Origin of the sequence: Agromyces sp. PvR057, assembly GCF_040547485.1 — a bacterium.
Lineage (GTDB): Bacteria > Actinomycetota > Actinomycetes > Actinomycetales > Microbacteriaceae > Agromyces.
On sequence record NZ_JBEPPT010000004.1, the window covers coordinates 1 to 21,576 of the forward strand.

A 21,576-nucleotide genomic window follows, 5' to 3' on the forward strand; every position below is an offset into this window, starting at 1 on the left:
CTGACCGGGCTGACGCATCACTCGGACCACGGGTCGAACTACATGGCGATGGTCTACACCGACCGGATCGTCGAACTCGGCGCCGTCCCGTCGACAGGAACGGTCGGCGACAGTTACGACAACGCCCTGGCCGAGGCGATCAACAACCTCTACAAGACCGAACTGATCCGTCAGCGCGGCCCGTGGAGAACCGTCGAGCAGGTCGAGCTCGCGACCCTCGAGTACGTGTGGTGGTGGAACAACCAGCGACTCCACGGCGAGCTCGACATGCGCACCCCGATCGAGGTCGAGCAGGCGTACTACGCTGACCTGGAATCAGCCCACCCGGCACCTGCCGGACAAGGCTCCCGATAGGAACGAAAGTCAGGCCGATTCAAAGGGAATCAGGTCAACGAGTCAGACGAGAGCAATCCAGATGACGTCTGGCCCGCTTTCATCGTTGGCCCAGACCTGAACTCGCACCTTGGGGGCGGCCTCAACTTCAAGCAGCGCTTCGTTGTAGATGGTCATCAGGGCAAGACGACCGCTGGTTTCTAGCTCGCCTTCCCAGACGAGAGAAGCGGGTTCCCCGCCGGGCGCATCACTGGGAATCTCGATGTGCACTTCAGTCTCGCCATCGAATTCTGACACGGTCCCAATAGCGAGCCCCGACGACGTGAAGGCGACCGAGCTCCCACCTATGCGTTCTGGAACTTCGCCGGTGAGCGGATCCAGAACCAGGAGCATGCTGTTGGGAGCGGACACCCGGACGGTAGGTATCACTTCGCGCCTCCTCGGCGGATCAGTTTGGGCGATCTAAAGCTCTGCTTTCGGCCTAACCCCGAGCAGTCGGTTTGCGAGTCGAGCCTGCATGGACTCGCGACCGTGCGCGCGCACGGTCGACCTACCCACGCTCCCGGCGCAGTCTCAGGAGAAGGTCGGCTTCCTCACTGGTCGCGTTGATTTCCGATGCCTCGATGACGGATCCGTCAGGTGAATAGACACGATGGAGTACGCGAATCCCGTACTCGTAGCGGGACTCTTCGGCCAACTGTCCATCCGGCCGGTACTCCCTCACGGCACCGTGTAGTTCACCTTGAACGAACTCCGACTCGCCCTTGAGCATGCCTGTTGGGTACCAATCTCGAGCCAGTCCATCCTGGAGTCCGTCTCGGTACGAAATCTCCGATCTTCCCAGACTTGGCGACTCCTCGAAGGCTGTGCCAGTAAATGGGGCGCCGCCGAACGTGCAGACGAGGTCAGAGTCGTAATCTAGCTCTGCGTCGGAAACTACTGGTCCGTTGTTCATCGGAATATATCCTCCGCACCGTTGAGAATGCCCGCGCAGTTCTGGCACATCATGATCTGGCTACCCTGTTGAGCGCCGCGCAACCGCACACTATACAACACGAAGTCAGAAATCGTTGACCCTGGTCGAGCGAAGAGTCCCTGGTTAATCGCGTTGATTTCGGCATGTGTTCCAGGGGTTCCCTTTCCCGCCGCTGCCGGACCAGGGAAGGCGTCTATCGCAGCCTTCATATTGCTGTTGAGCGGCGTTGGAACCCCGGTGTTCTGACCGAAGAAGATCTCGCCAGACTTTCGGTCCAAGGCTCCAGACAAAACGGGGCCTCGCTGTCTGATGGATTGCGACGCCACGACCCGCGTCGATTCACCTTCCACGGCCGAAACCAGTCGTGTTCCTGCGGTGCCACCCCTGGTACTGCCGGTGGCGATCCCCCGCCAAAACAGTCCGACACCGCCAGCGAGGGGATAGGTGCCCACCATCTCAAGTGCCGACAGGCTTGTCGCTCGCGCCGTTTCACCGATGTATCTCAGGTCGCGCTTGAAGTCTCGCTGGCTGCCGCATGCGGCGAGAGTCGTCGACGCCGACAGCCGCGAGCAGGCGCTATCGAATGACTCAACCACGGCCGCCAGCCGCGCCGCCACACTGTCCCGGATCGCATCAGCCGACGAACTGTTGATGGTATTGGTTGTGACCTTCTTTGTGCGTGGGTTATAGGTGCTGCCGTCCGTGGGTCCGACCATGAGGAGACCCGACGCATCAGAGTAAGTAAGCGGATTATTGCCTGAGTAGGCGTAGGCGTTCCATTGCTGCGGGTCGGTCAGGTCCAGGACGGGGTCGACGCTGATGAAGCCGCCGATGGTTTCGTCGTAGTAGCGGGCGCCGAGCAGGGTCAACCCTGTGGTTCCGTCGCGGGTTTTGCCGAGGAACTGGGTATCGCCTGGAACGGTCGAGGCGTCGGACGCCCCACGCGTCGCACCGAATGGGGTGGTGTAGAGCCGGCTGATGGCGGTCTTGGCCGGGTGGCCGCCGTTCGGGATCGCCGCGACCGGGGTCCCGTGATGATCAGCGACCAGGGAGGTGACGCCGTTGCCGAGGCCACGGTCGGTGCGCACTGCGACGGTCTGCCCGCTGAACGTGTAGTAGCGGGTCGCTTCCACAGTGCCGTTGGTCTTGATACGGATCTCTTGACCGCCGGCGTACACGGTGGTGCCGTTCGCGTCGGTACGCACGATCCGGTTTCCGTCGGCGTCGTACACGTTCGACGTGTCCCCGGTCGTCGTGAGCTCGCCCTCGACGTCCCAGGTGTACCCGGTGGTGACACCACCGGTCTTCGCGGTCACCCGGTTGCCCGCGTCGTCATACGTGTACGTGGCGGCGACACCATCCACGGTGGCGGAGGTCACCGCGTGCGGTCCGGCCGCACCGACCCCGTACGCGTAGGTTGTGGTCTTCGCGGTGCCGTTCTGAGTGGTGCTGGTCTGCTCGGTGCGGTTGCCTAGCACGTCGTACGTGAAACCAGTCCAGTACGGTGCCGCCCCACCCATCGCCCCAGCTGCCGGCGCCTGCGTGCAGTTCCCGTCGGTCGGCGTCCACGCAGTCTGCAACCGCGTCAGACCGTCGTAGTTGAAGCACTGGGTGTCCTTGAACGCCGCACCCGACAGCTTCGGACTCGTCGGGGCATCCGCGATGTTGGTGACGTTTCCGGCCTGATCGTACGCGTACGCCAGGTTGAGCTCAGTACCGTCGATGCGTTCGCGGTCGACGCTGATACCCGACAATCGCTTCGTGCCGTCTTCGTACCGGTACGACACGACGGACCCGTACGTGTTCCCGAGGTCAGCCAACAGCGGGCGCCCGTCGGCGGCAAACCGCGACGCCGCGACGTAGACGCCCCATCCGAAGCCGCCACTCATCCAGGACGGCATCGAGGATGCCGCGTCGTAGACCGTGGTCACCGCCTCAGCACCGAGGATCATCTTCCCCCGGGAGTCGACGACGGCCGGGTAGGTGATCTTCGCGGCCTGCCCATCGACCGTGTAATCCATTCTGGTCGTGATGGTTCGGGACTGCAGGTTCGCGAACACCCCAGTGTTGGGCAGCTCGAGCGTCGTCGAGGTCGGACGGTACGCAGTGTCCCACCCGTCCGTGCGGGTCGTGTACGCCTGCCCGCCGGCGAAGCGGGTGGACTTGGTGAGTACGCCCTTCAGGACGGTGTCGTACTCCCACGACGCACGGATGCTGCCGGCCGGCGACCCATCCCGGATACTCGTCGTACGGCCGAGCGCGTCATAGGTGTACCCGAGCGTCTGACCGTTGCCGTTGGTACGGGTGCTCACCCGCCCGAGGACGTCGTACGTCGACGACGTCTGCCCGGCGTCGGGGTCGGTCGCCGAGATCTGCCGCCCAGCCCAGTCATGCTCGTAAGACCACTCCACGTTGTTTGTGACCATGCGGTTCAGCGAGCCGGCGTGGTCATAGCCGTACGTGGTCGTGGACTTCTCGAGCTTGTTCAGCTCGGTCTGGGTCGTCGCCGCAATATTCGTGTCGGGGTCGCGGTGGTACTGGGTCAACTCGACGGTCCGCCCACGCGGGTCGACCGTGGTGGTCGTCGGCGTTGCACCCATCGGCGGAATCTGCCAGGTCGTGGCGCCGTCGTAGCTCGTGACGGTGCGCCATTTCTCGTGGACGAGGCTGGAGTCGGTGCCTACCCAGAAGATCTGCGCCGTCTGGCGCCCGGCCGCGTCGTACTCGTAGGTGGTGTGCCCGGACGTGTCGGCCGGTTTGACCTCCGGTTTGGCGGACACGTCGTCTTCGACCCACCAGGGCTCGGTCTGTTCGATGACCCGGCCGGCGGAGTCGTACCGGGTGTGCGCGACCATCCGTCCAAGGTCGGGATACCCGGATCCGCGTCCTTGCTGCTGGGTCTGGAACGGGCGCATCAGGCCGTCGTAGAGGGCCGCGCTGGCGTGCTGGCTCTTGCCGTCAGCTGAGATCGTTTTCGTGATCACGGCGTTGAGCCCGTTGGCCTGAACGGTGTAGTCGTATTCCAACGACGGGGGCCCCGCGTCTGAGTGTTGCGGGTAGGTGACTGTGCTCAACCGGCCCAGGGCATCGTAGGTGCCGTGGGTTGCTCGCCCGTTGGCGTCTGTGGATCGGATCGGGGCGCCGAGGATTGGGTCGAACTTGGTGGAATTGATGTGCCCGAGCGGGTTGGTCGTCGTGGTTTCTGCGACGAGCCCGCCCGGCGACGCGGTGAACGCCGTCGTGACTTTCTGTCCCGTCGCATCCGCCGTTTCGGTCCCGCGGCCGCGGGTGTCGTACTTCGTCGTCGACGCGGTGATGTACCCGTCGCCGTCGTTCGGGTCGATGGCCTCGACCTTCGTAGGCCGACCAGAGCTGTCGTAGCTGAGCTTCGATGCGGTGATCACGTCCGCCGGGCGTTGCGGCTGCTCGTCGCAGGCCTTCGCCACCGTCTCGAGGTCGGACGGCAGTGCCACTAGGTGCTTGCCCGCGAGGGTCTGGTCAGCGTCGTGGGCATACGTCGTGGTCGTGCAGACGTTGTCGGTCGCGGTCGTGGTGTCCCCGCGGTCATCGACGCTGGTGGGCTGGCTCAGCGCGTTGAACTTCGTCGTCGTCCTGGTGTGATGCTCTTCGGCCCCGGAGGCCCGGTACGTGACCACATCGACCGATTCCGAGGGGATACGGGTTGAGAGATACCCGGAATCGTGGGCACTGGTCGCGACAGTCACGGGGTCACCGAACGTGCTCACCGTCTCGGAGACCTTGGTGCTGCCGTTCAGCTGTGTGGACGAGAAGACCTCGCCAGCGAGACGATCGTGGTCCACGACGGAGCCGATGCTCGCAATCGGGCTGGTGAGTGTTTCGCCGGTTCCGCGGTAGTAGCTGGTCACCGTGCGGGTCTGGGGTGTGCTGCCATCGCCGGAGATCGTGGTGACCTGTTTCGCACCGCGGAACTCGGAGTAGGTCTTGTCCGCGTCATCGATCAGCGGGGAGTCGGGCTTGACCCACTTCCATGCCGCACCGGTGTAGTCGTACCGAGTCACCACGGCAAGGGAGCCCGTGATCAGCTCGGGGCTGTTCGCTTCGAGGCTGCTGTCGCCCTCGACGACGGTGTCGACGACGTACTTGTAGAAGTAATCGGTGCGCGGGGTGCCATCGTTCCACTTCACGGGGAAGCAGAGGTTGGAGTTCGTGGCCGGATCGGCCGTCAACCCGTCCACGCAGCGCGTGGTGTAGTTCACACTGACGCGGCCCCCGGATTCGGTTCGCACGCTCGTCACCCGATGACGCCACAGCCCGTCCGCACCGGTGTCAGCGACCTCGACCCGGTTCTTCAACGCCGTGTAGGAGAACTTGACCGCGGGGAGGGTGACATCCGCCCGGGATCCGCCCTGACCGGTGTGGGTGACGGCTTCGAGCCGGAGCATGATGCCCGTCGCGTACTCGAGGCCGATGCCATCGCCTTGCGGAACGAACCGCTGCGACAGCGTCCACGAATCGACCGGGACATAGTTGCTGCCGTCGCTGACCGAGGTCGAGACCTTCGACAGGCGGGTGCGGTTGAAGAACGTCGGCGCGTACGTCTCACATGCCGTCGCGGTTTCGCAGATCAGATCCACCGGGGTGTCGGGCCAATGGAACCCAGTCGTTGAGGACTGCCCGCTGGAACACCACGAGTCCGGGACCGCGAGGTCCGTGATGCATCGGGGAGTGTTCGTGAACTCGACCTTCGCCGGCGCGTTGCTGACACCATCGTCGGCGTGGGTGCCGTACTCGACCCGGCTCAAGTAGCCGCCCGAAATATACGACATGGCCGTGTCGCCGTAGAACGGCCGGTACTTGTTCGACTCGGTCGTGTAGAAGTACGCCGCCGTGTTGCCTGAGGGGTCGACGACACGGTCCAGGTTCCACCGCCACACCTGCTCGGTCGATGAGTCCTTGAACGCGGACGCATGCCCGGGTTCGCCGGCGTGATTGCCGAAGACGGGCACCGTCCACGCCGACGCAGCATCGGCTTGCTGTCCGAAGAAGTACTGGGTGCCATCGGTCGTGGTGACCTTCCAGTACTCCCCCTTCGCTCCACCGGTGGGAACCTGCTCGATCCGGGTGCCATCGTCCTGCTTCGGATGCCACGTCCCGGTCGTCTTGTCCTTGACCAGATCGGACCCGCCACCATTCAGCGACAGCGTCGCGTTCTCGGTCCCCCAGCACAGATCCGGCGCGGACAGGTCGATGTTGTTCGCACCAGCCGTCTCATCCTTCGAACACGACGTGTAAGTCCGCTCGATGAAACTGCCACCGATGTCGAAGCCCTCACCGATCAGTCCCGACTGATTGTTCGTCGACGCGATTCGTCCATCAGACACGGCTGACGTGTACGACAGCGACACCGCCGGTGACGGCCCGGCCGGCACCTTCGGCACCCGCATCGGATACGCCCACGTGAACGCGCCCGTCGCCCCGGACGTACCCCAGGTCGATGACAGTGCGAGGGAGGTCGCGGACCAATCCCCGAGCGGCCCGGCGACACCGGACCCGATACCCACGGACCCACCCGATGAACTGTTCGACGCGGCAGCGGTCGTTGTTCCCCGCAGCATCGCGGGCGCCGACCCACTCACCGAGGTGTTCGAATTCACGGGCACGGTCACGGTCACGGTCTGCGCGGTTTCGTCGCGGGTGCTCTGCAACGGCACCGGACGACACTCCGAGCTGGACTCCTCGGAGGATGCACAGTCGGGAACCCACACGGCCTGCAATCGGGATGCCCAGTCCCCGCCGCCGATTCCGGCGAACGCCGCATACGCGACCGACAGTTCGACGAGCTGATCACCGGTCGCTGGCGTCTCCGAGGCATCCGTTACCTCGAGCAGGACACCGGTGACGCCGGCCTGTTCGGTGCTCGCCTGGTCGAGGACCTTGACCGAGACACGCTCGGGCGCCGCCTCTCCCTCGACGGGTGCGACCGTCACCGACATCCCGCCGAGCTCGAGCGGCACGGCCGCCCCAGTGCCCGTTGTCTGCTCGCCACGTGGAAGGTCAACCGTCGTCTCGGCGGCGCTCGGAAGCGTGGACGGCAATTCCAAAGGAACCGCTTGCGCGGCTGGATCCTCGCCCGGTCCGGTCAGCGGGACGGACGCAGCCGGCACCTCCATCCCGAGGCTCGCTTCTGCCGCCGCAAGGTTCTGCGCCCGTGACTCATCGATCACACCGCTCGCCGCCGCCTGCGCGGCCGATGACGACGCGACTCCGAGCATGCCCGGATCCACGCCGAGCACGACCACCAGGACGCCGGCCACCGTCAACATCAACCGCTCGCGCAAACGCACCTCATTCATGGTCAGCCATCCACTCCTGCGAAGCCCGTCCGCGCGCACATTCGGCATCACTGCTCACCCACGGTCGGGTCGACCGCGTCGAACGCGCCAGTGCCCTGTCCGAAGTCCTCCGCCTCGGCACCCTGACACAACCGCCGCAGCTTGGACGCATCCGTCACCTGACCTGAGAAAACTCGAACGTTGTCGATCCGACCTGGCCACCACCCCGCACTGGTACCACCGGCCTGTCCTCGACCGACTGCGAACGCGCCCGGTGATCTCCACGCACTCCCCCCACGAAGCACTGGCGCACTCCCGAGCGGATCCCCGGTCGCGAGCCGCGCCGGTGTCCCGACCTCGCAAACCCACAACCGCACCGTCTTGTTCGTCGCGTCATGCTCACCGACCAAATGCACCCACTCATCTGCCGTCACCGTGGCCGAAGTCGCCGACACCACGGTTGCCCCGGAACTCGTGTCCGGCATCCCGAACGACCAACAATCCCCACCATCACCACAATTCGCGCGATACCCCAACCGGAACGCGGACTGCGTCAACCCGTCCTGAGACAACACCGTGTAATCGCCCAGCCCGAGCTTCGAACCGGTCAACAACACGTGCGCGGACACCGTGAACGACTTCGACGTGTCCAACACCGGGCCACCAGACGATGCCGCATCATTCACCCCGTCGAAACTCAGCGCCCAATCATCACCACGCGACCCGAACACCTGATGCGGGCCCGCAACCCAACCCGCACCCGAAACCGTCAACGGCCCCGCGACCTTCGGCCCCGAATTTGCAGCACTTGAACCAGTGTTCTCATCCAACTTCCAAATCACATCCTCAACCGGCGACGCAACCTTGAAGCGGTACTCCCGTGGTGATGAACGGTTGCCGGCACGATCCACGGATACGACGGTCAGGGTCACCGGTCCCGCACTGGTTGGCGTGAACGACACGGACGCCGAGCCGTCGCCAGCCACGCTGATCGACGACGGCGTGGACGGATCGTTGAATCCGTAGCGGAACGCCACCACATCCGAAGAGCTCCCACGATCTAACGCGAACGTGCCCGCCAGGCCCACGCCGCCGCGCTCGAGATCGGGAAGATACACGGCCTGGATTCCAACGGCTCCCGCAGCAACCACAGGGATGACGGGTTTCGTCACGTCCACTGAGAATCCGCACCACGGCGACCATTCGCCGCCGCGCGCGCCATCACCGCCGCGGGCATGGAAAGCATAGGAGTTTCCGTCAACGAGAACACCTGAAGGAACCGTCGACGTGAATCGCGACTGCGACGCCCCGATCACCTGCATCCAGCCGCTATCCCAGCGAACATCATTCCCGTTGCCAGCAGTCACGACGGTGAATTGTGGGTTCAAGTTGCCGCCATCAGGGTCAGACATCACCGCCGAGAGCTGCGGCGTGAGGGAAGCCACCCACCCGTCGCATTGCGCCACCGGTGAGGTCATCATCATCCCGGTGGGGATGTTCGGCGCACGATTGAACTCGACTGAGAGTTTCGCGTCGTGGCCGAATCGCTTCCAACTCGTCATGCTCGATTCGTCGCGTGCCTTCAACCCCAGAGACAACGTCGACCAGCTGTCGTTGTCCGCGAACGTCCGCGCAGCCGACGTCACGTTGAACGTCCTCCACCCGGCGTTCCCGCAGGACGCACTGTGGTATTCCGTCCGAGAGTCGATCCGGTTCGCGTCTGCCCACTCAAGCGACCCCCATGTTGTCGCAGCCGAGACGTTGCCCAGCATGTGAAGGTCAGTCGTGGTCGCCGTGCAACTCGCCGAATGTGTGCCGTAGACGGTGAAGCCGGCGGAGATGATGTCGCTGCTCGCAAGCGACGTGATCAGGGAGAGATCTGAGTACTCCCAAATCAAGCGCTGTTTGAACGTGGTGTTGCACGTCGCGAGATCGGTGCAGTATCCCGCGCCTTCCCCTCCCACCGTGTCCCAGTTATAGAGCGTCCCGGTGTACCCACCGGTACGGATTGCGACTCGCTCCGCCGCAAGATTGGCCGTGAATCCCGGATCGATGTATACGGGCCACACCGTATCGGGACTCGTCACCATGCCCGAATCTGGGGTCACGACAATCTGTGAATCACGAACCTCGGCACGCATCGACTCGACCCTGTCGCCAAGTCCAGGCGCAGTCACCCGATCGACACTGCCAGGCTCGTCACCAACCGCGGCCGCATCAACGCTCCCGCCTGCCGAGTCCCACATCAGCGGAGGCGGTGAGAAGAACGCGACTTCGCCTGCTTCATCGAGCATTCGAACAGATCCGTCGTGATCCAAGCTCAGTCGAAGGCCTTCAGAGAGCTTCGTCGAAAAGACCAGATCCCCAGAGCCGGTCGACCCTCCAGTCGTTGGATGCTGATCAACCAACACCCGAAACCGTTCATACGCCTGCGCGTCAGCGAGTACCACGACCGGCACGAATCCACTCGCTTGCGCGTTGATCGATACCACAAGACGAACACCCTCCGCGAGGTCATAGCTGACCCGCGAGCCCTGCAACTCGGGCACCGGTAGCTCAGCCGGGAACCACACGTCCAGTCGCCCGTCCTCCCGAGTAATCGACCCGAGCGGTTGACCACTGCCCGCCGAACCACCAGCATTCAACTCGATCGGGTAGACCGGCGACGCCACGCTGAGGACACTCTCTCCCGGCGTACCTTCGACGACAGGATCAATATCAGCCCACGGACCCGACACATCCGTCCGCACCGGCACGCTGGCGACCTCCAACCTGGTCGTCCCCCGTGGGGTAGCCCACATCGTCTGCGACGAGGAACGTTCACCGACGACTTCAACGTCGGCCTCACATGCCCGCGCCTTCGGCCCAGCAGCATCGAACGACCGCGCCTCCAGCACGGAACAATCGAACATCTCGGCATCAGAGTGACCCGCCGCATCGCGAGCCACAAAAGATACGACCGCCACCGCGAGCAAACCCAGAACAAGAAGACCAACCAGAACACGCCGGTGCCAGCGCACCACAAACCACGACCTCAACAACGGCCCTTTCGAACACACACCGATGCTCAACAGCACGACGCAGGGGTTAGCATTCACGCGCAGCGTCGTGCAACCTGTCGGGCAGGGCAACCGTAGGGTTCGGGTCGAAGACACGTGACTATCCCGACGAACTTACAGGCCATCCATCATCCACCACATACCCCCGAGTGAGGGGCACAGGCCACGAGGATTCCACGCATCAAACTCGGCTCAGCGCGTTGTCGACGCTAAGCCCACTAGACGGAGAGATCAGCTGACGAGCAGCCAAAGACCATTGCGCTCGAACCGTCTAAAGCGACCAAAACACCTGATCGGATAGCATTTGTGGGGCGGACCAGACTTGAACTGGCGACCGATGGATTATGAGTCCACTGCTCTAACCGGCTGAGCTACCGCCCCTCGAGCGACGTCAGTCGGGCAGTATGACCGGCATCGACTCGGTGACCGGATCGGTCACGCGCTGACCACGATACAGACTCTCGAACGTATCGAGCGTTCGGGTGATGTCGTGGGCCTTGATGTACTTGAGCGACGACGCCTTCATCGCGTTGTAGTCGTCGGAGGATGCCTCGAGCACCGTGCGGAGCTTTGCCGCCAGGTCTTCGGGGTTGCTCGGCTCGAAGAGGTAGCCGTTCTCGCCGTCATGCACGAGGTGCGGCAGCGCCATGGCGTTGGCCGCGACCACGGGCAGGGCAGAGGCCATGGCCTCCATGGTGACGATGCTCTGGAGTTCGGCGATCGAGGGCATGGCGAGCACGGACGCGCGGTGGTAGGCCTGTCTGAGCTCGTCATCGGTCACGTACCCGGTGAAGGTGACCCGGTCGGCGATGCCGAGCTCGGTCGCGAGGTTCTCGAGGTTGCGCTTCTGGTCGCCGCCGCCGACGATCTCGACCTTCGCGTCGAGTTCGGCAGGAAGCAGGGTGAGCGCGCGCAGCAGCACGTCGATCTGCTTTTCGCCCGTGACGCGGCCGACGAAGAGGATGCGGTTCTCGGTGCGCGGCTCCCAGTTCGGGGAGTACTTGTGCGCGTCGATGCCGCACGAGATGGCGTGCACGTCGCGGAGCCCCGTGTGCTTCTCGAGGAACTGCGCGGCCTTGAGGGTCGGCGTCGTGACCGCTTCGGCGCGGCCGAAGGTGCGCCCGGCCGCCTTCCATGCGAGGCCGACGGCCCAGTCCTGCCAGGCCTTGGGCAGCAGGGTGAACTCCAGCATGTTCTCTGGCATGAAGTGGTTGGTGCCGACGATGCGGATGCCGCGCTTCTCCGCCTCGATCGAGAGACCTCGCCCGACGATGATGTGCGACTGGAAGTGCACGACGTCGGGCTTCACGGCATCGATGATGCGGGCACTGTTCTGCTTGATGCGCCACGGCAGCGCGAAGCGCAGCCAGTCGTGGGGGAACCAGCGCCAGCTGTAGAGGCGGTGGGCGGTGATCTCCTGCCCCTCGTGCACCTCGGGCCAGGTGCCGTTCTTGCGGCTCGCGGCAGGGGCGACGACGTGCACCTCGTGGCCGCGCTCGACGAGGCCGGCGGCGAGCCGCTCGGCGAAGCGAGCGGCGCCGTTCACGTTGGGGGCGAAGGTGTCGGCGCCGATCAGGATTCTGAGCGGACGTTCCGGCTCTGCGCGGTCAGCGGCACTGGCGGATGTCGCACCGGGAGTGTCAGACACGTGGAGATGTTCCTCACAATTCTGGGGCGGCCGATTCGGCCGATCTCGCCACGGCGCAGGGATGTTCGCGGGCGATGAGTTCGAAGATAGTCTATGCAATCGGCTTCGTCAGCGGCTTCACGGGCATGTCGCCGAGGGTCGAAGGTCGTCGGGGCCGCGTCAGTGTCTCGTCAGAGCCTGGTCTGCGGGTGGTTGCGCGCGAGCAGGAACACGCCCCACACCGCGATCGCGCCGGCGATGGCGAACGTCACATTCGCGAAGATGCCGGCCTGCGACGCCTCGCCGAGCACGACGATGCCGATCAGCACGGCCACGATCGGGTCGACGACCGTGAGCCCCGCGATCACCAGGTCGGGCGGACCCGACGCGTAGGCGTTCTGCACGAAGTACGCACCGAGCGCGGTCGCCAGGAGCAGGCCGATCACGCAGGCGAAGGTCAGCCACTCGAACTCGCCCTGCTGCACGCGGCCGATGACGACCTTGGCGAGCGTGGCGACGAAGCCGTAGAGCACGCCGGCCATGATCACGTAGAAGACGGCCCGAATGCGGCTGCGGAAGAACCAGAACGCGAGGCCGGCCGCGACGAGCACGAGCGCGAGGAGCGAGAGGATGACGATCAGCTGGCGTTCGGTGACGGGCTTGTCGACCGCGGTGAACGCCGCGACGCCCACGAACAGGAACACGCCGCCCACGCACATCACGATCGCGGTGATCGACTTCGAGTTGAGCTTCACCTTGTTGACGCGCGAGTTCAGGATCGACGTGATCACGAGGGCGATCGCACCGAGCGGCTGCACGACGATGATCGGCGCGAAGTAGAGGCTCGAGAGCTGGAACACGATCGCGAGGCCGAGCATGAGCGTGCCGATGACCCACGAGGGTCGCGACAGCAGGAGCCAGAGCTGGTTGAGTCCGAGGCCCGTGCCGAGCGAGTCGCGGGTGTGCGCCTCGACCTTGGTCACGCCGCGGTGCTGGAACTGGGCGCCGAGCGACAGGAAGACGGCGCCGATGAGCGCCAACGGGATGCCGATGAACTGGGTGGGGTCGAGGGCGATCTGCTCGGTGAGGTCGCTCAGTTCAGGATCCACGGAAAAACCCTACCCTCCCGGCGTCGATATCCTTGGCGAATGGCCGTGCTTCCCATTCGCATCACCGGCGATCCGGTGCTCCACTCCCCCGCGCTCCCCGTCGTGACGATCGACGACGACATCCGCGAGCTCGTACGCGACCTGTACGAGACGATGGATGCCGCGCCGGGCGTCGGCCTGGCCGCACCGCAGGTCGGGGTGCCGTTGCGGATCTTCACGTTCACGTGGACCGACGAGTCCGAGCAGTCGTGGCGCGGCGTGGCGATCAACCCCGAGCTGTGGATCTCGCCGCTGACGCCCGGCCATCCCGACCCCGACCTCGAGTCCGAGGGTTGCCTCTCGTTCCCGGGCGAGCGGTTCCCGCTGCGCCGCGCCGATCGCGCCGTGCTGCGGGCGACCGACCTCGACGGCGAGCGGTTCGAGATCGAGGCCGAGGGCTGGCTCGCCCGCATCTTCCAGCACGAGTTCGACCACCTCGACGGCACGCTTTACACCGACCGGCTCACCGACAAGGAGCAGCGCATCGTCGCGAAGATCAGCCGCAAGGTGGGGTGGGGCGAGCCCGGCGTCTCGTGGATGCCCGGCGTCGACGACCTCGAGGGCTGAACGGACACCGCCCCGCGCACGGCGCACGAAGGGACGTCGCCGCCTCGCGGCATCCGCTCGAGTGACCTGCGCTCAGGTGAAGGCGCGGATGCCGGCGGCGACCGCCGCGGCCACGATGACGACGACCACGAACGGCACCCGGAGCGCGTAGAGCGCGGCGGCCACGACGAGCGCCGGAACGCGCGCGTCGAGCACGATCGCCTGCCCCGCGCCGAGCGTCTGCACGGCGATGAGCGCGGCGAGCAGCGCGACCGTGAGCAGGTCGGCGATGCGCGCCGGCCGTTCGCGCTCGAGGAAGCCGGCGGGCACGACGTAGCCGCCGAGCTTCAACGCGAGGGTCGCCGCGGAGGCGATGAGGATCACGTGCCAGGTCGTCATGTCGCCGGCCCCTTGCGGTCGAACCAGTCGAACCAGCCGACGAGCAGGGCGACGCCCGCGGCGACGAGCACCGGCAGTCCGGGCACGAGCAGGGGCGTCGTGATCGTCGCGACGACCGCGGCTCCGACGGCGACGGCGCCGGCCTGGAAGCGCTTGAGGCGCGGCCACAGGAGCCCGAGGAACGCCGCAGCCGCAGCGGCGTCGAGTCCCCAGGCCCGCGTGTCGCCGAGCGCGTCGCCGATCAGCGCGCCGAGGAGCGTGGTGAGGTTCCAGCCGACGAAGACGATCGAACCCGTGAGCCAGAACCCGAGACGCGCCGAGCGGTCCTCGGACTGGGCGAGGGCGACCGCCGTCGACTCGTCGATGGTGATCCACGCCGCGGCGACGCGCTGCACCGGCCCTCGGCGGTCGACGAGCGGCTTCATGCGCATGCCGTAGACGACGTTGCGCACGCCGAGCAGGGCCGCAGCCGCGATCGCCGGCCCTGCTGCCGCGGCGCCACCGCCCGCGAGCACGCCGATGAGGGCGAACTGCGAGCCGCCCGTGAACATCACGAGGCTGAGGAACATCGTCTGCCAGACGTCGAGCCCGGATGCCACCGACAGCGCCCCGAACGAGATGCCGTAGGCGGCCGTGGCGAGCCCGACCGAGAGCGAGTCGCGGATCACGGCCGACCGCGCCGAAGCGGCGTCGACGCCGGCCTCCGCGCCGGCTCCGGAGCCGGCGTCGTCGCCTGCGTCGGCGTCGGCGGCGGCGGCGCGTTCGTCGTGCACGTTCGCCTCCCGCAGCGTCGGCCGGTCGACCCGTTCGACCGGGGCGGCGCCGCCGACCACCCGTCGCAACGACACCTCGGGTAAGCCTAGGCCAGGTCCGCCCCGCCCGAGCCGGCCGCCTGGCGGTCCGCGCCCGGCGGTCCCGTCGCTCACCTTTTCAGGACCACATCGGTCATGCGTGCAATATGCAGCTCTGACCGCCGTGGTCCTGAAAAGGGCCGATCGAGTGCGACTCCGGGACCGGCCGATCAGCCAGGCCACCTCGGCAACGAAGACGACCTCGGCAACGAAGAAGGCCCCCGCAACAGAAGGCCCCCGCAACAGAAGGCCCCCGCAACAGAAGGCCTCGGTAACGAAGAAGGCCCCGCATTCCGAAGAACGCGGGGCCTGTGTGGCTCCCCCACTTGGACTCGAACCAAGAACCTATCGGTTAACAGCCGATTGCTCTGCCAATTGAGCTATGGAGGATCATGCGTGCGTGTTGCAGCGGATTTACTCTAGCAAGAAGCGCGCGTCTGACCAATTCGAGCGACCCTCGACAATCCGCCCGTCGTGGCCTCGCTATGGAGACCCAGACCAGACGTGATTTCAGGCTACGCGTGCTCCCTGAGCGCACGCCGGGTGCGCCGCAGGTCGGGCCGCACACCGCGCACTCAGTAGCCGGCGTGCAGGTCGATGCGGCCGATCCACTCGCCGCGGCCGAGGAACGCCGCCACGTTCGCCGCGACGCGTTCGGCGAACAGCGGCACGGTCATCTCGACGGTGTCGGCGACATGCGGCGTGACGAGGGCGTTCTCGAGCGACCAGAGCGGATGTCCCGCCGGCAGCGGTTCGGGATCGGTCACGTCGAGTCCTGCTCCCCCGAGCCGTCCGCACGCCAGTTCGGCCACGAGCGCGTCGGTGTCCACGAGGCCGCCCCGCGCCACGTTCACGAGGCAGGCGCCGGCGGGCAGGAGCGCGAGCTCGGCGGCGCCGATCATGCCGCGCGTGCGATCGGTGAGCGCGGCCGCCAGGAACACGAGGTCGGCATCGCCGAGCACCTCGTGGAGCGCGGCATCCGTCACCGTGCGCGCGGCGCCGACGACCGGTGCATCGCGTCGGCGCACGACCGTCACGTGCACGCCGAACGGCTGCAGCAGCGCCAGCAGCGCCTCGGTGATGCCGCCGCCGCCCACGATCACCACGCGCAGGCCGAACAGGCTGCGACCTCGCTCGTCGGCCTGCCACTCGGCCGCTCGCGCACGCCGCGGGACTTCGCGCAGCACCCCGAGGGCGAGCATCAGCGCATGCTCGGCGACGGGTCGCGCGTAGGATCGCTTCGCGCTCGTCCAGACTCGCCCGTCGTCGCGGTAGCTCGCGAGCGTCGGCGCGAACGCGTCGACGCCGGCCCATGGCAGCTGCACCCACGAGACATCCGGATGCCGCGTCAACACGTCGTCGAGTTCGTTCGAACCGGATGACGCGACCCACACGACCCCGCGCGTGCCGGCGCCGAGCGGCACGACCTCGCCGCCAGCACGGCGCACCGCGGCCACGACGGACGCATCGGCGTGCGGGAGCACGGAGACCCCGCTCACGACCGAGGCCGTGCCATCGGCATCCGTCACGCTCCGAGGCCTCCGTCGAGCTCGTCGATGATCGCGTGCCCGTCGTCGAGCGCCCCTGCGAGTGCGGCGACGTACGGGTGGCTCGGGTCGTGGAAGACCTCGTCGATCGTGCCGAGCGCGGCGAGGTTGCCGCGGTCGAGCACCGCGATGCGGTCGGCCGTGCGGCGAAGCACGGGCAGGTCGTGGCTGATCAGCAGCGCCGAGAACCGCTGGCGCTCACGCAGTTCGCCGATGAGCTGCGCGACCGCGTCGCGCACGGTGAGGTCGATGCCCGCCGTCGGCTCGTCGGCGATGAGCACCGACGGCCCGAGCACGAGCGCCTGCGCGAGCGCCACGCGCTGACGCTGGCCGCCGCTCAGCTCATAGGGGTACTTCTCGAGGTAGCCGAGCGGCAGCCGCACGCTGTCGAGCATCGTCGCGACCCGGGTCTCGAGCGCTCGCCGGTTGTAACGCCGGTCGCGCTCGAGGATCGGTTCGGCGATGATCTCGGCCACGCTGCGGTCGGCCGGGAGCCGGGAGCCGGCGTCCTGGGCGAGGTAGCCGACGTGGAAGCGGAGCTCGGGCACGCGACGCTTCGACAGCCCGCGCAGCCGGTGCCCCAGCACGGAGGCCTCGCCACCGGTGATCACCGGCCGCGAGTCGGACGACCGCGGATCGAAGGCCTCACCCGAGAGCACCTTGGCGAGGGTGCTCTTGCCACTGCCCGCACTGCCCAGGAGGCCGACGACCTCGCCCGGCGCGATCGTGAGGCTGAGCCCGTGCAGCGCGACATGCGCCGGACTCGGACCCTTCGCCGGATACTCGAGCGAGAGATCGCTCACGACGATCGGGAACCCGTGCTCCGCGTGCACCATCAGTCGGCCGCCCGCAGGAGGCGGAGCTGCTCGCGACGTTCGGCCTGCGCGACCGGGTCGGGCACCGGCAACGACGCGAGGAGCCGCTGCGTGTACGGCTGCTGAGGTGCACCGAGCACCTCGCTTCCGGTGCCCTCCTCGACGAGCTTGCCGTGGTAGAGCACCGCGATGCGGTCGGCGAGCAGGTCGACGACGGCGAGGTCGTGGCTGATGAACAGCGACGCGAACCCGAACTCGCGCTGCAGCTCGGCGAAGAGCTCGAGCACGCGCGCCTGCACCGAGACATCCAGTGCCGAGGTCGGCTCGTCGGCGATGAGCAGCTCGGGCTCGAGGGCCAGCGACCTGGCGAGGCTCGCGCGTTGGCGCTGCCCTCCGGAGAGCTCGTGCGGGTACCGGTCGCCGTAGGACTTCGGCAGCTGGACCGCCTCGAGGAGTTCGTCGACGCGCGCTCGAGCGGCGCGCGCATCACGCGCACGGCCATGGATGATGAGCGGCTCCGCCACGCACTCCGCGATCGTGAGGAGCGGGTTGAAGCTCGACGCGGGGTCTTGGAAGACGAAGCCGATGCGGCTTCGGAACGGCCGGAACTCGCGCTCCCGGATGCCGTTCATCTCGGCACCGAGCACGCTGAGCGACCCGCCCGTGACCTTCGTGAGGCCCGCGATCGCACGCCCGATGGTCGTCTTTCCGGAGCCGGACTCGCCCACGAGGCCGAGCACCTCGCCCGGCCGGATGACCAGGTCGACCCCGCTCACCGCACGGAATCCGGTGCGGCCGAATCGACCGGGGTACTCGATCTCGAGGCCAGTGGCCTGCACGACCGGGGTCTGCTCGGCCCAGCCATCGGGGCGGACCGCGGCGCGGGCCTCGGCACGCGCGGTGCCGTGTCCGACGAAGGGCACCGCGGCCAGCAGCGCCTTCGTGTACTCCTGCTGCGGGTTGGCGAACAGGTCGCCGACGGTCGCCTGCTCGATGAGGTTGCCCTGGTACATGACGGCGACCCGATCGGCGAGATCGGCGACCACGCCCATGTTGTGCGTGATCAGCACGATCGCGGCACCGAACTCGTCGCGGCACCGGCGCAGCAGGTCGAGGATCTCGGCCTGCACCGTGACATCCAGCGCGGTCGTCGGCTCGTCGGCGACGATGAGGCCCGGATCGAGCACGAGTGCCATCGCGATCACGATGCGCTGCTTCTGCCCGCCCGAGAACTGGTGCGGGAAGTGGTCGATGCGCTCTTCGGGATCGGGGATGCCGACGCGGCCGAGGATCTCGATGGCCCTGGCCCTGGCATCCGCCTTCGAGACCTCGCCGTGCGCGCGGATGCCCTCGATGATCTGCCAGCCGACGGTGTACACCGGGTTCAGCGCCGTCGACGGTTCTTGGAACACCATCGCGACATCGGTGCCGCGAACGTCGCGGAGCCGCTGCTTCGAGAGCGAGATGACGTCGTTCTCGTGCGTGCCGGCCCGGTTGGACAACAGCACCGCGCCGCTCGTGGTGGCGGTCTCGGGCAGGAGCCCGAGGATCGTCTTCGCGGTCACGGTCTTGCCGCTGCCCGACTCGCCGACGATCGCGAGCACCTCACCGGCACGCACGGTGAGCGACACGTCGTCGACGGCCTTGACCGCACCGGCGTCGGTCGCGAACGAGACGCCGAGGTTCCTGATGTCGACCACCGTGCTCATGGCTTGACCTCGATTCCGTGCTCGTCGAACGTCTCGCCGTCTTCGAGGCCTCCAAGACCTCCTGGACCGGCCGTCAGAGTGCCGCCGGGAACGACCGAGGTCTCGGCGACCAGGCCGGCAGCCTTGGCGACGCGTCGGCGCCCGCGCAGGCGCGGATCGGCGAGGTCGTTGAGGCTCTCGCCGACCAGGGTGATGCCGAGCACCGTGAACACGATCGCAAGCCCCGGGAACAGTGCGGTCCACCAGATGCCGCTCGTGACGTCGGACTGCGCCTTGTTGAGGTCGTAGCCCCATTCGGCCGCTGCCGTCGGCTCGATGCCGAAGCCGAGGAAGCCGAGCGCGGCCATCGTGAGGATGGCCTCGGAGGAGTTCAGCGTGATGATGAGCGGCAGCGTGCGCGTCGCGTTGCGGAAGACGTGCTTGAACACGATGCGCGAGTTCGAGGCACCGAGCACCTTCGCCGATTCGACGTACGCCTCGGCCTTGATGCGCACCGTCTCGGCGCGGATCACGCGGAAGTACTGCGGGATGAACACGACGGTGATCGACCCGGCCGCCGCGAGCACGCCGCCCCAGAGGTCGGACTGGCCGCCCGAGATCACGATCGAGAGGACGATCGCGAGCAGCAGCGACGGGAACGCGTAGATCGCGTCGCAGATCACGACGAGCACGCGGTCGAGCCATCCGCCGAAGTAGCCGGAGTAGAGGCCCAGCGCGACGCCGATGAAGATCGAGAGCAGCACAGCGATGACGATGACGATGATCGCCGTCTGCGTGCCCCAGATCGTGCGCGAGAGCACGTCGTAGCCGCCGACCGTCGTGCCGAACGGGTGCTCGAGCGACGGCGGCTGCTGCGTGCCGAACGCGACGCCGTCTTCCTTCCGCTGCGCGAACCCGTAGGGCGCGAGCACCGGCGCGAGGAACGACGTCAGGATGAAGACGGCCATCATGACGAGACCGGCGACGAGCATGCCCCGTTGCAGGCCCATGCTCTGACGGAGCTGGTGCACGACCGGCAGGCGGTCGCGGAGTCGCCGCTTCGGAGCGGGGACGGTGGTTGCGGATGCCGTGGTCATCAGAACCTCACCCTCGGGTCGATGAACGCGGCGATGATGTCCACGACGAAGTTGGTCAGCGCGACGATGATCGCGAGGAGCACCACGATGCCCTGCACCGCCACGAAGTCGCGCGACTCGAGGAACTCCGCCAGGGCGAAGCCGAGGCCCTTCCACTCGAACGTCGTCTCGGTCAGCACGGCGCCCGCGAGGAGGAGCGCGATCTGCAGGCCGATGACCGTGATGATCGGGATGAGGGCCGGACGGTACGCGTGCTTGCGCAGCAGACGGGATTCGGCCACGCCGCGCGAGCGCGCGGCATCCACGTAGTCCGTGGACAGCGTGCCGATGACGTTCGTGCGCACGAGGCGGAGGAAGATGCCCGCCGTGAGCAGGCCCAGCGCGATCGCCGGCAGCACGACGTGCGCGAGCACGTCGCCGAGCACCGCCGGGTTGCCGGTCATGATGGCGTCGATCGTGTAGAAGCCGGTCTTGTTGGGCAGCGTCTGCAGCTGCAGCTCCGCGCCCACGCTCGCTCGCCCGGCGACGGGCAGCCACTTGAGCCAGACCGCGAAGACGAGCTTCAGCAGGAGGCCCGCGAAGAAGATCGGCACCGCGTACCAGAAGATGGCGAGCACGCGGAAGAAGGCGTCGGGCGCCTTGTCTCGGTAGTAGGCGGCGGCGAGCCCGAGCGGGATGCCGACCGAGAACGCGACGATGAGCGAGTAGAACACGAGCTCGAACGTGGCGGGGCCGTACGTCATGAGCACCTCGACCACGGGACGGTTCGTGGTCAGCGTCGACCCGAAGTCGAAGACCGCGATGCGGCTCAGGTACTCGAGGTACTGGATCAGGATCGGGCGATCGTACCCCGCGGCTGCGCGCAGCTCTGCGAGCGCCTCGGGGCTCAGGCGGCCGCCCTGGGCCGCCGTGATCGGGTCACCCGTCGTGCGCATGAGGAAGAACACGAGCGTGACGAGGATGAAGATCGTCGGGAAGATCAGCAGGAAGCGGACGAGGAGATAGCGGGCGAAACCTCCGCCCTGCGATTTGGTGCGGGGGCGCCCCGATGCGGGACCCTCCGCCGTGGAGATGGTGTCAACAGTGCTCATGGGTTCCTCAGGGGGTACAGGGGAACGGGGACGACCCGCTGGTTGCGAGTCGTCCCCGTCGTCGAGCTTCAACCGAGCCTAGACG

15 protein-coding genes and 2 tRNA genes are annotated in these 21,576 nt (G+C 66.8%); 2 read left to right on the forward strand and 15 right to left on the reverse strand.

From position 1 onward, the window contains the following. On the forward strand, window positions 1-354 hold a 354-nt coding region (locus ABIC29_RS14655; RefSeq protein WP_502915495.1), incomplete at its 5' end, for an integrase core domain-containing protein. A 42-nt stretch (window positions 355-396) separates the two neighbouring features. Here the strand turns inward: ABIC29_RS14655 and ABIC29_RS14660 are convergent. The 7 genes from ABIC29_RS14660 to ABIC29_RS14690 form a co-directional block, all read right to left on the reverse strand. Next, window positions 397-726 (reverse strand): hypothetical protein, encoded by a 330-nt coding sequence (locus ABIC29_RS14660; RefSeq protein WP_354246523.1) that lies wholly within the window; start codon window positions 724-726, stop codon window positions 397-399. 157 nt (window positions 727-883) lie between these two features. Further along, entirely contained in the window at window positions 884-1,288 is a 405-nt protein-coding gene (locus tag ABIC29_RS14665) for a toxin-antitoxin system YwqK family antitoxin (RefSeq protein ID WP_354246526.1), read from the reverse strand. Then, complete coding sequence (locus ABIC29_RS14670; RefSeq protein WP_354246529.1) at window positions 1,285-7,644, reverse strand: RHS repeat-associated core domain-containing protein; 6,360 nt, start codon at window positions 7,642-7,644, stop codon at window positions 1,285-1,287. The genes ABIC29_RS14665 and ABIC29_RS14670 overlap by 4 nt, the downstream gene beginning before the upstream one ends. Window positions 7,645-7,691: 47 nt before the next feature. Further along, window positions 7,692-10,700, reverse strand: a complete 3,009-nt coding sequence (locus ABIC29_RS14675) for a LamG-like jellyroll fold domain-containing protein (RefSeq protein ID WP_354246532.1) — start codon at window positions 10,698-10,700, stop codon at window positions 7,692-7,694. A gap of 289 nt (window positions 10,701-10,989) precedes the next feature. Continuing rightward, window positions 10,990-11,063: transfer RNA gene (locus ABIC29_RS14680), tRNA-Ile, on the reverse strand. A 10-nt stretch (window positions 11,064-11,073) separates the two neighbouring features. Beyond that, entirely contained in the window at window positions 11,074-12,330 is a 1,257-nt protein-coding gene (locus ABIC29_RS14685) for a glycosyltransferase (protein ID WP_354246535.1), read from the reverse strand. Between the two features lie 170 nt (window positions 12,331-12,500). Further along, a complete protein-coding gene (locus tag ABIC29_RS14690) occupies window positions 12,501-13,418 on the reverse strand; it encodes a DMT family transporter (RefSeq protein WP_055858324.1) in 918 nt (305 codons plus the stop codon). A gap of 39 nt (window positions 13,419-13,457) precedes the next feature. Here ABIC29_RS14690 and def point away from each other — a divergent pair, with 39 nt between their 5' ends. Beyond that, window positions 13,458-14,024, forward strand: a complete 567-nt coding sequence (gene def, locus ABIC29_RS14695) for a peptide deformylase (protein WP_354246538.1) — start codon at window positions 13,458-13,460, stop codon at window positions 14,022-14,024. 72 nt (window positions 14,025-14,096) lie between these two features. Here the strand turns inward: def and ABIC29_RS14700 are convergent, their stop codons facing one another. The 8 genes from ABIC29_RS14700 to ABIC29_RS14735 form a co-directional block, all read right to left on the reverse strand. Continuing rightward, window positions 14,097-14,402, reverse strand: coding sequence for an AzlD domain-containing protein (locus ABIC29_RS14700; protein ID WP_116084976.1), 306 nt, complete (start codon window positions 14,400-14,402; stop codon window positions 14,097-14,099). After that, window positions 14,399-15,070: an AzlC family ABC transporter permease gene (locus tag ABIC29_RS14705; RefSeq protein WP_354247025.1), complete on the reverse strand. Its 672-nt coding sequence runs from the start codon at window positions 15,068-15,070 to the stop codon at window positions 14,399-14,401. Before ABIC29_RS14705 ends, ABIC29_RS14700 begins: the two co-directional genes overlap by 4 nt. Window positions 15,071-15,567: 497 nt before the next feature. Then, a tRNA-Asn gene (locus ABIC29_RS14710) sits at window positions 15,568-15,643 on the reverse strand. Between the two features lie 185 nt (window positions 15,644-15,828). Further along, a complete protein-coding gene (locus ABIC29_RS14715) occupies window positions 15,829-16,782 on the reverse strand; it encodes a D-isomer specific 2-hydroxyacid dehydrogenase family protein (RefSeq protein ID WP_354246542.1) in 954 nt (317 codons plus the stop codon). Further along, on the reverse strand, window positions 16,779-17,636 hold the full coding sequence (locus ABIC29_RS14720; protein ID WP_116084982.1) for an ATP-binding cassette domain-containing protein: 858 nt from the start codon (window positions 17,634-17,636) through the stop codon (window positions 16,779-16,781). Before ABIC29_RS14720 ends, ABIC29_RS14715 begins: the two co-directional genes overlap by 4 nt. Further along, window positions 17,636-19,324: a dipeptide ABC transporter ATP-binding protein gene (locus ABIC29_RS14725; RefSeq protein ID WP_116084984.1), complete on the reverse strand. Its 1,689-nt coding sequence runs from the start codon at window positions 19,322-19,324 to the stop codon at window positions 17,636-17,638. Before ABIC29_RS14725 ends, ABIC29_RS14720 begins: the two co-directional genes overlap by 1 nt. Beyond that, window positions 19,321-20,400, reverse strand: a complete 1,080-nt coding sequence (locus ABIC29_RS14730) for an ABC transporter permease (protein ID WP_116084987.1) — start codon at window positions 20,398-20,400, stop codon at window positions 19,321-19,323. The genes ABIC29_RS14725 and ABIC29_RS14730 overlap by 4 nt, the downstream gene beginning before the upstream one ends. Next, on the reverse strand, window positions 20,400-21,491 hold the full coding sequence (locus ABIC29_RS14735) for an ABC transporter permease (protein ID WP_116084989.1): 1,092 nt from the start codon (window positions 21,489-21,491) through the stop codon (window positions 20,400-20,402). The genes ABIC29_RS14730 and ABIC29_RS14735 overlap by 1 nt, the downstream gene beginning before the upstream one ends. Window positions 21,492-21,576 lie beyond the last annotated feature (85 nt).

Bases quoted from the DNA above. Each gene is read 5' to 3' on its own strand.
- ABIC29_RS14660 (WP_354246523.1), bottom strand. From the start codon at position 726: ATGCTCCTGGTTCTGGATCCGCTCACCGGCGAAGTTCCAGAACGCATA.
- ABIC29_RS14665 (WP_354246526.1), bottom strand. From the start codon at position 1,288: ATGAACAACGGACCAGTAGTTTCCGACGCAGAGCTAGATTACGACTCT.
- ABIC29_RS14670 (WP_354246529.1), bottom strand. From the start codon at position 7,644: ATGAATGAGGTGCGTTTGCGCGAGCGGTTGATGTTGACGGTGGCCGGC.
- def (WP_354246538.1), top strand. From the start codon at position 13,458: ATGGCCGTGCTTCCCATTCGCATCACCGGCGATCCGGTGCTCCACTCC.
- ABIC29_RS14700 (WP_116084976.1), bottom strand. From the start codon at position 14,402: ATGACGACCTGGCACGTGATCCTCATCGCCTCCGCGGCGACCCTCGCG.
- ABIC29_RS14720 (WP_116084982.1), bottom strand. From the start codon at position 17,636: ATGGTGCACGCGGAGCACGGGTTCCCGATCGTCGTGAGCGATCTCTCG.
- ABIC29_RS14725 (WP_116084984.1), bottom strand. From the start codon at position 19,324: ATGAGCACGGTGGTCGACATCAGGAACCTCGGCGTCTCGTTCGCGACC.
- ABIC29_RS14730 (WP_116084987.1), bottom strand. From the start codon at position 20,400: ATGACCACGGCATCCGCAACCACCGTCCCCGCTCCGAAGCGGCGACTC.
- ABIC29_RS14735 (WP_116084989.1), bottom strand. From the start codon at position 21,491: ATGAGCACTGTTGACACCATCTCCACGGCGGAGGGTCCCGCATCGGGG.